Genomic DNA, 12,508 nt, shown 5'->3' on the forward strand with positions numbered 1-12,508 from the left:
TTGAGGCTTGCAGCTTGAAGCTTGCAGCTCAATTCCGAGGAACGAGGAAATGAAGATCTCCCGTCAGGCCTACGCCGACATGTTCGGCCCCACCGTCGGCGACAAGGTGCGCCTGGCCGACACCGAGCTGTGGATCGAAGTGGAAAAAGACTTCACCACTTACGGCGAAGAAGTGAAATTCGGCGGCGGCAAAGTCATCCGCGATGGCCAGGGCCAAAGCCAGTTGCTCGCCGCTGAAGTTGTCGACACGGTGATCACCAACGCGCTGATCATCGACCACTGGGGCATCGTCAAGGCTGACGTCGGCCTCAAGGATGGCCGCGTCGCGGGCATCGGCAAGGCGGGCAACCCGGATGTACAACCGAACGTGACCATCGCCATCGGCGCCAGCACCGAAGTGATCGCCGGCGAAGGCATGATCCTCACCGCCGGCGGCATCGACACGCACATTCACTTCATCTGCCCGCAGCAGATTGAAGAAGCGCTGATCAGCGGCGTCACCACCATGATCGGCGGCGGCACCGGCCCGGCGACCGGGACCAACGCCACCACGTGCACGTCAGGCCCGTGGCATCTGGCGCGGATGCTTCAAGCGGCGGACGCGTTCCCGATGAACATCGGCCTCACCGGCAAAGGCAACGCCAGCCTGCCGGAGCCGCTGATCGAACAGGTCAAGGCCGGCGCCATCGGCCTCAAGTTGCACGAAGACTGGGGCACCACCCCGGCGAGCATCGACAACTGCCTGAACGTCGCCGACCAGTACGACGTTCAGGTGGCAATCCACACCGACACCCTCAACGAGTCCGGCTTCGTCGAAACCACCCTCGCCGCGTTCAAGGGCCGCACCATCCACACCTATCACACCGAAGGCGCGGGCGGCGGGCATGCCCCGGACATCATCAAGGCCTGCGGCTTCGCCAACGTGCTGCCGAGTTCGACCAACCCGACCCGGCCGTTCACCCGCAACACCATCGACGAACACCTCGACATGCTGATGGTCTGCCACCACCTCGACCCGAGCATTGCCGAAGACGTAGCGTTCGCCGAAAGCCGCATCCGCCGCGAGACGATTGCCGCCGAAGACATCCTCCACGACCTCGGCGCGTTCTCGATGATCAGCTCCGACAGCCAGGCCATGGGCCGCGTCGGCGAAGTCATCACGCGCACCTGGCAGACCGCCGACAAGATGAAAAAACAGCGCGGACCACTGCCGGGTGACGGCGAGGGCAACGACAACTTCCGCGCCAAACGCTACATCGCCAAATACACGATCAACCCGGCGATCACCCACGGCATCAGCCATGAAGTAGGTTCGGTGGAAGTAGGGAAATGGGCTGATCTGGTGCTGTGGCGCCCGGCATTTTTCGGGGTCAAGCCGACGTTGATTCTCAAGGGCGGCGCCATTGCGGCGAGTCTGATGGGCGACGCCAACGCCTCGATTCCGACGCCGCAACCGGTGCATTACCGTCCGATGTTTGCCAGTTACGGCGGCTCGCTGCACGCCACCAGCATGACCTTCATCAGTCAGGCAGCGCAGGAGGCTGGTCTGCCGGAAGCCTTGGGGTTGAAGAAAAAAATCGCCGTGGTCAAGGGTTGCCGCGAGGTGCAGAAAACCGACTTGATCCACAACGATTACCTACCGAACATCGACGTCGACCCGCAGACCTATCAGGTCAAGGCCGACGGGGTATTGCTGTGGTGTGAACCGGCGGAAACATTGCCGATGGCGCAGCGTTACTTCCTGTTCTGACCCAATGCGCCTACCCCGTGTTGCAATTTGGCGCGCGCTATCGCTTGCTCGGTCAGGCTGGCGATCAGCGCCGTTTCCAGCGTGCCGATTTCAGCCATCTCGGCGTAATACTGCTCGTCGCTTAACACCGTACCGGGTTTGATTTCACTTTCCGGCTTGCCCAGCAGTCTCGCCAGCCGGCGCACTTGAGCACGCCAATGAATCCTGTGCACGGTCGAATCACTTCCAAGCCAGGCTCGTTGGGCGGCCTGAAGGTCCAGCAAGAATTCACCTCTGGATCGCAGAACGGTGATCCGTCGTGCATAGGATCGCTTGACAAAGTCCACCCAGAATTCCTGTTCGAGCAGCAGCGCTTGCAGCCGCGGCCCCTGCTCTTCTGCCAGCACCCGATCGTAAGCAGTCTGGATCATTTCGGCTGTCACATCGGGCGCGCTGAACCGCATCTCCCGGGATTGCCAAGGCAAATCCAGAAACTCCGTCGCCGCCAGTTGAGTGGGGTAGACCATATGGATTTCCACTTCATCAATATCTGGAAGCCGCTCTCCCTGAGCATCAAAGTGAGGCACCAGATTCTCGTCTTCATCGAGCTCGATAAGCTGGCGCCCTTCCCGCATCAGTTCGCGGATACGCTCTCGGGCAATCTTGCCCAACCTGTCCAGACGCGACTTGCCCCGCGCCAGCGTCACCAACTCCGTTTCGATCAGCTCGTTTGTGCCCAATTCATAGGCTTGAACAATCAGCACTTCCAGGCCCATGGCATTGAACAACTGCGCACCCGCATCGACGCAGGTAGTAGGCGCCGTGGCCATGAGAAACAGCTTTTCGCGCAATGCCGTGTTTCCGGTTGCGGCCTCGATCATCGACCAGACCTTACGGCTGAGCCCGATCTTGGCTGCCGGGTCTGCTGCCACCGCATCGGCAGACTCCGACAGGTTCCTCAGCTCCCTGAAAAAGGGGGTTGATCCAGGCTCGTTTTCGAGGTCGGCCCATAGATCCTGTTTGCCCCGCCACTGTTCCTCCGTCAGTCCGGAGGCCCAACGTCCACTGTCGGCGACACCGCGAGCGTACTCCGGTCGATTCGGCTCAAACCCTACCGAGTGGCCGTAGTGTCTGACCCGCTGCAGATTCTGCGCGGAAATATTGGCGGGTTCGTGACTGATAAGCGTGCGCGCGATGACTTCCGCTTGCGCCGACCCGGGCGCCACGTCAGGAACGATTTCCAGCACGTTAGCCTGCATATCCAGATACAGCGTGCGCAGCCGTGCCTGATCGAATAGCCCCACCGGCCAGGTATCGATTCCGGTATTGGCCAACAACACAATTTGCAGCCCCGGCATACGTCCGATGTCCGGAAGCATCCCCAATGGGTTGCCCTCAAGTCCCAGGTATCGCACGCGCTTGAGTTTTCGCAATTGCGCGACAGCGTTGGCGTCGAGTTCGATCAGGTTGTCGGACAGGTCCAGGGTGGACAGGTGGGTCATGCTCCCGAGGTTTTGCGGCAGCGCATCCAGTTCGTTATTGCCCAGCACCAACGTGCGCAATCGCTCGAAGTTACGCAAAAACCCGTCAGCATTGCCTTTGATGCCGGTACCCGATAAATCCAGATAAGTAACGTGGTTGAAATTCGCCGTGAGCGTCGGCAGTTCATTGATCTCGCCGCCGATGTCGAGCTCGGCCAAATCAATGCGCTGACCCTGGCGAAGACCGGTGCTGTCCACGTCCACCTCTCCCGTGCATTGCCAGGCCTGTTTGAGGGCTCTAATGATCGTCACGCGGGCGTCCCGACGGCGGCGGAAGGCACGGGTCGAACGCTCTTCCACCGACGCGGCTCTCAGCCACGCCCGATGCCAGGTTTCCAAATCTACTTTCATCTGCGCATATTCGATTTCACGATTTTTCAACTCGCCGTCCAGCGTCTCGTCCATATTCTCGATAAATGAACCGACCTCCTCCGCCGACATCGAGGGATACAGCGCCCGAAGCCGCGCCTCAGTGGCGCGCTCCCATCGGCTGATATCCGGCTGATCGCTCAGCGGGTAACCGATGCGTTCGCCGGACAGGCGCATCGGCGCCTTGAAGAACCGAGGCTGGCGCGGTTGCATTTTCAGCAGGGGCCGAAGTTGATCCGGGCTCATCTGATGTTCAAGAATTTTCGCCTTCAATCTGGCCCCCTGCGCAACGTCAGGCACTCCAATGGACTGACGCTGACGGTCGGGCAACGCATGCTGAATTGATGAATAAAAGTCATCGGCCCCGTGCAAATGCTCGTCACGATCATTACGTGCCTCATAGCGACCATCGTCCGTGCGCAGCAGCACTTTGCGCTCGCTGGCATCCTCGGGACCGACGCTGGCGCGCAGCTCTCCTCCAAGCCAACGTTCGCGCACTTCGAGACGGATATCACTCACCCAGCCCGGCAGGTGTTGCAACGTATTGAGCACGAGGATTTCGCTGTCCGTGTCCAGAAGCGCATCCAGGTACAAACCTTCATAGGCGCGGGTCAGGCGCATCTGCTGCTGTAACCGGCGCGCACCTTCGCCCAGGCGCAGCGGAACGCGCTTGTCGGTGTTCAGGGTTGCCCGTTCGGCAGTCGTCGCGTCTGCCAATAACTCTTTGATCATCGCAGCCGGCAGGCTGGTGAAGTCCCGCTGAACGGTAGCCACTTGCGCATCGGCCGACGGTTGTTGCTCGGCGTAGAGGCTGTGTGTCAAGCGTGCCCGCGAACTGACCGCACGTTCATGCAGTTTTTGTTTCAGGGTACTGATACGTTCCGCCGACGTTGCGGGCGTGTACTGAGGCAAGAGCGCTTTGATGTGCGCCTCGTTCATTGAGGCGATAATCCGCGCGGGCAACTGGCCGCTCATCAGGTCTTCACGGCTGATTTTGAGGATATCTTCTGGTAAGGCATCAACGTTGCCGTACTTGACCGAAGGCTCGCTCAAGCCTTCACCCGGAACAGCCTCGATGGCTTTGCTCGCCGGCCACCCCGGCAACTCGACCGCCAACGACGCGGCGTAGCCGCACAACGCGCTGGAAAGCGAGCCCTCACCGATGCCCTGAGCGACCTTCAGGGCAACGTCATAGGCGCGAAATCTCTTCAAGGTCTCGAGCAGGACCGCCGGCACTGGTTCGCCCTCGACATGCAACCGACGCAGGACATCCTTATCGACACCGCTGACCCGCCGGATCTGCTCCAGCTCAGCATCGTTGAAACCCTCCGCTATCGGGCCAAGCCGTCGCATCAGCGTCGCGTCCCAGGTCTGCGGGCGCTCCAGCTCATGACGCCAGGCACCTTCGCCGTTATGCAAAAGCTCAGGGCTGTAGGCGTCGGGGCGGTTGGGGTGGCGAATGCTGTACCGGTCGCTGGCCGCGTCGTGTCCGACCTGATAGTGGTCACCTTCAATCGGCAGAACCTTCTGTCCATTGTGCGGGTACAGACCCACCGCATCGGGGCGGGCCTCCGGCGCCAGTGTGACGCTGGCCTTGTACGTCGAAAGATCCGGGTTCCATAACTTCTGTTCGCCCTCCGCCAGCGTGACGGGCTTGAGTGAGTCCACCAGGCTCGACAATTGAATCTTCGGCAGCACCGCCGCCCCGGTGCCGACAAATGCCACATTCAGCGCCACGCTGGACAAGTGTGCCCACAGTTCTTTGGTTTCACCCTGCTCGTACGCTTCGATGCCTTCGAATACTTCATTGCACATCTGTGCCGCCCCGACCATTAGCATGATCGGCCCTAAACCGGGCACGACAAACGCCGCGAGGTTGAACACGTTGGTCACTGAATCCAAATAGCTTTCCAGCCGGCTTGCCCGGGCTTTGCGGTCCTCTTCGCCCGTCGTCACGACAACCGCTCGTGCGTCGGCGTACATTTTATTGATCGCGTTCTGACGCAGCTGTAGCCACAAATCTCCATTAATCAGCACTTCATCAAGTGGCAGCTTCGTCGGCCTGGACTGCACCGGGAAATCAGCCTGATTGCCGGCACCGTCGGGCTTGTACAATTTGTTGAAGTGGCCGAAAAACAAACCTTGCTGCCGCATTGGTACGAACTGACTGAAAAAGCGTCGATAGGCGGCACTGTGCAAGCGCGCTCTCAGGTCCGCCATGAAATCGGCGCTGGAGGCGTACTCCTTCAGCGGTTGTTCCGGGTCATTGGGCAGGTACACCGCCAACCGCTCGATCCGGTCAGCGCTCACTCGGTTCGGTCCGATCAGTAAGGGGCCCACCAACTCGATGCCAAATACCTTTAACGCCGCACAGGTCACCGGCCTGCCGTCCAGAGTAGCGCGGCTCCCGGTGAGGGTTTGCTGGAGCATCCGGTAGACGTCGGCGCTGATGCCCGACTCGACCTGCCGACTGCCCGGCCGGGTTGCCAGTTGCTGCCAAGCGGCTTCGGTGGTCACCGCCAATTGTTGCCGCAAATGTTCCTCCAGTTGCCGCTCCAGTGTTTCGCGTTCGTCCTGATCCTCAGGCTGCACGATGTCCTTGATGTGTTTCTGGTACAGAGCACCCAGGTCCAGGGTGCGACACAGGGCGGCAAACTCATGGGCTGCGATCGGCCTGGCCTGAGAGTTGAGCGCTTCGAACGTCGGGATGATGTCGCCGTCGTAACGGCTCCAGTCGGTGATGATCTGACAGTCATTGCAGCGCAGCGGCTTGGCTTCATCGGGCTCAAAGTTGGCCAGCGCGGCCTCAAGCAAGGAGGTGCCGCGGTACTCGTGGTTCAGGTCTCGCGTGTTTTGCTGCTCGAAGGCAAAGGCACCGTATAAATCATCCCGTCCCTTGAACGCATATTTACGCGCGAGAAAAACGTTTTTAACGTCCAGGTCGAGGTTGAACGTCGCCTTGATTGCGTCCTTGAGCGGTTGCTCGGCAAACTCGAAAACGTCCTTGATGCGTCCCAGTTTTGCGTCGATCTGATTCAAGCTTTCGCGAAAGCGCGAGTGGCTGTTCGCCAGGGATTTTTTTTGATAGGCCGTGGAGGTCCGGTACCAGGCCGGAATTTGCAGCGCGTGGCGGCCGGTTTCTACTTGCCGCTGCACGGAGGCGTCAGAGAACCAGGCGGGTAGGCGGTCTTTGAGAAAGTCGTAATGCACGCCGCGCAGGTCGGCGTTGAAGCTGCCTTCGGCAGTCGAAGTGGGTGTAAGTGATTCGAGCATGACAGGTCATCCATGACTGATTGAAAGTCATCAGAGCCTAACGAACGACCTCGTGAAAAAAGCGCAACTATGTACCACACGAAAAATCAATCTCTCAACAAAAACGACGCGATGACATAAGCACCATCGCGTCGCGACATCACTTCAGGTCTGTCGACTCAACCTCGAAAGGCACCTCGACCCGCTGCACTTTCGCCCGGTCCATGGCGTGTTGTGTCAACTGTTTGAGCAAGTCCTTTTTGTCGCTTTTGATCGCGGCGTACTGCTCTGCGAACTCGTCATCGTTCATCACCGTGCCGGGAGCGAATTCGCTTTCCGGTTTGCCCAGTTCAAAAGCCAGGATTCTGATCCGGGTTTTCAAACGGTCTTTTTCCTCGGGCAACAGGTCCAGCCCGTCAGCCCTTTCCTGCAGGGCAGTCTTGAACTCATACAGCGTATTCATCCGTCGCTCGAACGGCTTGAAGCGCGAACGGTTGGCCCCTTCCAGGTAGGATTTCCAGAACGGCAGTTCGACCATTGAATCACGCAAGCCATCTCCCTCCTCCAGCCCCAGCACCCTCAGGCGTGCGTTTTCGATCATCGGCCGGGTGACGCCGGCAATGCCGCGAAATTGCAGGGTGTGCGCCTGCCAGGGCAAGTCGAGGCCGCCAGCTGCCTCCGGTCTGGCCAATTCGGTAGTAAAGGCCAAGTGCACTTCAACGATATCGATGCTGCCAGTCACATTGTGATCGGCGTCGATTCGCCGAACCTGCTCACCGGCCGCCAGGCGTTGCGCAATGGTGCGTTCGGCAATTCGCTCGATTTCGTCCAGACGTGACGCGCCCTTGGCCAGGCTGACCAGTTCGGCTTCGACCAAACCGGGATTCGCCAACCTGTAGGCTTCATGAATCAGCACTTTCATGCCCAAGACATTAAACAGTTGGGTCGCCCCGTCGACACACTGCGTGCGCGCCACGGCCTCGGCAAAGAGAGTCATGCGCAGCTGGCTGTCTTTATTCATGGCCTCCAGCATGCGCCAGACTTTGGCCGTCAGCTCTCGCCGATAGAGTCCGGTTTTTTCAGTGAAATCGGCGGACTGGGTCAGCCGCCGGATCTCGTTGAAAAAGGGCTCGGAATTGAACTCATCCTCGACTGCATCCCAGATCGCCTGGCGGGTCTGCCATTTTTCGTCGGACAGACCATCGGCCCACTGGGTACTGTCCAGGGTGCCCCTCGGCGGGTACGGGCGATCAGGGTCGAGACCGACCGACTCGGTGTACTGGCGCAGCGTGTTCAGGTTCTCCGGGGATATCCACTGCGGCTCGCGACTCAGCAGGGTGCGGGCCAGAATCTCCGCACGAAACGAACCAGGCGCCACATCGGGAATGCGGCTGATCGGGTTACGCCACAGATTCACGTAGAGGTTGCGCGGCCGGGACTGGGTGAGCAGCCCTGTGGGCCACGTGTCGATACCGGTGCTCTCGAGGATCAGCGTGTGCAACTCCGGCATCCGACTGACATCGGGCAGCCGCTGCAGGGGGTTACCCTTCAGCCCAATGAACCTGAGTCGCGTCAGGCCCCTCAAGCGAGCAACCGCTCGCGCGGTCAGCTCGATCCGGTTTTCATTCAGAATCAGGTGTACGAGGTAAGGCATCTCGCCAATGGCCGGCGGCAGACGGTCCAGCAGGTTTGCGCCAAGGTCCAGATAACGCAACTGGTGGAAGGGTTCCAGAAATCGCGCGTGGCGGGTAAGCAGGCCTGCCCGGCGCATGTTCAACTCGGTGACGTGATCGAAGTTGGCGATCAGCTTCGGCATACTCTCCATGTGCTGCGCCATGAGTGGCCCATCCAGATTGAGTGTTTGCGGGCGCAGGATACCTGTCACCTCCTCACCGGCCGGACCGGTTCGCTGCCAGCATTGCTTGATGGCTGCGTAGACTTGCTGCCTGGAGGCGATTTCCGTACGAGCATCCGGCATCGACGCCGGCGACCTGACCCAGCGCTCGAGTGAACGCTGCAACTGGACGAATTCATTTTCCAAAGCTTTCAAACGCGCGGGCGCAGCGTCCCCGAAACCACTCAGCAATTCGCTCACCTGCGCTTCAGTGAACCCGGGATACAACCAGCCGCAACGTTGGTGCAGAGTTTGGGCGCTGATTTTTCGTGCATACCACGGCATGCCTCCGCGCAGACGCATGACTTGCGGATCGTAAGCCGGTTTGCGGATCGGCTGCTGTTCGAGGATCGGGGCGAACCGCTCCTGACTCAGCGGCGAGCGCTGGAGCGCCTGCTTGAGCCGTTCATCCTGATGAATGTCAAATCCGAGCGCTTCGCGTTCACTGTCAGGTAATGCATGCAACACCGCAGCGTAGAAATCATCGGCGCCGTGCAGGTGTTGCGCCTGTTCGTCCCGTGCGAGGTACAAACCTTGTTCATCAACGATCAGGACTTTGCGGATCGGTGCATCTTCAGGCCCTACGCTGGCCTGCAATTCGCCGCTGTAGGAGAAGGCTCGCACCTCGATGCGAACGTCGGCCGACCAGCCTGGCATGGCGGCCAGCGAGGCCAGCTCAAGTCGACGGGTGTCAGTGTCTTCCAGCGCTTCCAGATACAGGCCCTCGTAGGCACGGCTCATGCGCACCTGATCCTGGGCTGTGTGCGCCTTTTCGCGCAGGCTCAGGGGAATACGGCGTTTTTGTGCCAGATGAAGTAATTCATCCGGGGTGGCCTCGCGCAATAACGCTTCGACAACGGTCACTGGCAATGTCGGATAGTGGTCGCACAGCAAAAGCACATCCGCACTTCCAGTTGCATTTTTCTGTTTGTAGTGGGTGTCGAACACGCGTTTTCGGTGTTTACCGGCGTGTTCGGCCAGGCGTTTTCGCAGTTCGTCGATGCGTATCTGTTTGTCGCTGGAAATCCCCTGGCCGAGTAACTCATGAATGTCCCGCTCGCTGAAACTCTCGACCACCCGTATCGGCAACCGGCCTGCCCGAAGATCCACGCGGGACAACTTGATCTGACTGTTCGCCGAGCCGAAATCCACAGACACACCGTCCAGCGTTGGCCCGTCGAACAGCGCAATACCTCGGGATTCAGGCCAGCGCGGTAACTCGGTGATGAACGAGGGGATCAAGTTCTCCAACGCCTCGGGAACACGGTCGGCGAGGATTTGTGCGCCCAGTTCACCGGCCTGCGCGTACGCCTTGAAGCGATCGAGGGTATCGACCAGCATGGCGGGCGGTCTTTCGTGCTCCACATGCATCCGGCGCAGCGCGTTTTCCTCGACGCCACTGACGGTCAGAATCTGCTTGAGGGATTCGTCGGACAGCGTATCCGTCGCCGTGCCCAAACGCCGCAGCAAGCGCGGCTTGTCCCACTCCAGTGGACGATCGATTTCAGTCTTCCAGCTACTGGCACCGTCATGCTCGACAGGAAGTCGATACGCGTCTGGCCGCACCGGGTGCTCAAGGCTGTGCAGCCCGGTCTGCGGGTCCGTCGCCACCACGTAATGCTTGTCATCGAGTCGCAGGACGTTTTTGTTTTCATGTGGGTAAAGTCCGCGCACATCGGGCTCGGCGGCGGGCGGCAAGATCACCGGATGTTCATAGGCCGTCAGGTCGGGATTCCACAGTCGCTCTTTGCCGCCGACCTCCACGGGCCTGAGGTTTTCAACAAAGGGCGAAAGGGTGACAGGTGTTTTGGGCAGCACATGCCCGGCCCCCATCAGCGCAAATTGCGCGAAGTTGATCAGTACGCCGTTGATATGACTCGCCGCCTCCTCCCGGTCGCCCTTGCTCCAGTCCTCGATGCCTTCGGCCAGTTCCGCGAGCATCTGCGCAACCATGATGCCCAGCACCGCTTCACCCAAGCCGGGCACCATCAGGGCGGCGAAGCTGAACACATTCCAGCCGATGTCGAGGTAACTGGTCAGGCGTTTCCAGCGACTGGCCGCATCTTCATCGTCGGTTGGCACGGCAATACTGCGCGCATCGCTGATCACCTTGTCGCGCCGTTCCCGAAACAGCGTGACCCACAGGTCACCGGCGAGCACATGGGTGATGGGCTCGGCGTTGGGGTTTTCGATCGGGGTTTCTCGCCACCAGGGGCCCATGTCGAGCGGTTCACGCGGTGTCCACTTGAGGGTCTTGAGGCGCTCGTTGACCCTGGCGAAAAAATGGCCCTTGTCCTTCTGTGCCACGAAGCGGCTGAAGAATGCCTGATAGCGCGGGTCGCGCAGCTGGCCGATCAAGACTTTCATGAACTCGGTGAGCGATGAATACTCTTTCAGCGGATGGTCCGGATCATCCGGTACATAAGCGATCAACGGCCCGGTCAACCGGCGCTGTTGAAAAATATCGTCGTTGCGCAGCATTTCGTCCTTGATGCCGGCAGGGCCGTTAGCGAAGAAGGCCTGCATCAGCTTGAATTTTTCAAACTCATGGCCGGGCAAAAAGGGAATGAGCCAGGACCAGCCGGTCCAGAATTTGATGCTGTCGGGCGCCATCGCATCCACTGCCTTTTTCAAGGCAGAACCCTCGCTCACCGCGCTGAACAGCACGATCGACGTCAGCCGAAAACCCATCAACGACAACCGGTGGCTGAGCAGTGGCGCGCCACGGAACTGAACGTTCTGTTTTCCTTCTACGACGTCTTGCAGCCGGTCAAAGGCATCACTGCTGATATCGCCTTTCAGCCGGGCGATAAAGGCCGATGACTTGAACGCGGCTTTTTCGCTGGCGGTCGAGCGGTCCTGCAAACGCTGTTTCGCCTCGGCTGCCGGTGGCTCCAGCCGGGCCTTGATATGGGTTTGATACTGCCTACCGATATCCAGCCGTCGGCACAGGCTGGCGAACCTGGGCGGCGTAATGGCGTTGATTCGATGCGGGGTTCCCTGAGGGCTGTTGCGATACACGCCGGAGCCACTTCTGAACGCGCCCTCTTGCGTTTCAGCTTGTTCAAAGTTGTGCAATGCCGCAGCCAGTAGTGAATTTTGGCGGATGCGACTGACCCCGGTATCGATCCCCAAAATAAGGTTGTCGGGCACATAAAGATGCAGGGACAGGGTTTCGGGATCTTCTCCCGTATTGAAATTCGCTTGCAGCGATGTCGTCAGCAATGGTTTTGCGAAGGCATGAATATCGCTTTGGAGCCCACCCAATAGTTCATCCAGTTCACCTTGCAAGCGCCAGCGCTCATCTAGCATTGCTTTCAACTGCTGCCGGTCGGTTGCCGTTGTTTTCAAGTACCACGCCGGCCTCTTCGCGGTCAGCTTCAACATGGATTCAAGCGTGGCCGGTGATGCATTTTTTATCGCAGCGGGAATGACTTGGGTGACGCGTTGTTCGTGAACGCTTTTGGCAACTTCAGGTGCAGATGAAGCGTTCGCCGGGTTGCTTCCTTGCAATGCAGACATAGGGTCGAACCTCAGAAGAGTAAGTGAACCCCATAGACTATTTACCTTCCGGCAAAACAAAAGCCTGAATAACCGTTGGTTAGAAGGTGTTCATGGCCCTAATTGTTCAAAAAACAGGAATGCAAAAATACATATATACCGCCCAGGACAACGCCCATAATGCCGCAGCGTCACGGGAGGTTTTTTTCCGATCTGAAGGCG

Annotated in this window: 3 protein-coding genes; 1 reads left to right on the plus strand and 2 read right to left on the minus strand. The window is 59.4% G+C overall.

Features of this window, described 5'->3' with window-relative positions; all coding sequences use genetic code 11:
- Positions 1-49: 49 nt before the first annotated feature.
- A complete protein-coding gene (gene ureC / locus ACYZT4_RS18215) occupies positions 50-1,750 on the plus strand; it encodes an urease subunit alpha (protein ID WP_461981942.1) in 1,701 nt (566 codons plus the stop codon).
- Here ureC and ACYZT4_RS18220 read toward each other — a convergent pair.
- Both ACYZT4_RS18220 and ACYZT4_RS18225 read right to left on the minus strand, forming a co-directional pair.
- Entirely contained in the window at positions 1,735-6,912 is a 5,178-nt protein-coding gene (locus tag ACYZT4_RS18220; RefSeq protein ID WP_461981944.1) for an NEL-type E3 ubiquitin ligase domain-containing protein, read from the minus strand. The two genes, ureC and ACYZT4_RS18220, sit on opposite strands and share 16 nt — an antisense overlap.
- Positions 6,913-7,051: 139 nt before the next feature.
- Entirely contained in the window at positions 7,052-12,307 is a 5,256-nt protein-coding gene (locus ACYZT4_RS18225) for a dermonecrotic toxin domain-containing protein (protein WP_461981946.1), read from the minus strand.
- Positions 12,308-12,508: the final 201 nt, after the last annotated feature.

It is taken from the genome of Pseudomonas sp. GB2N2, assembly GCF_054897705.1.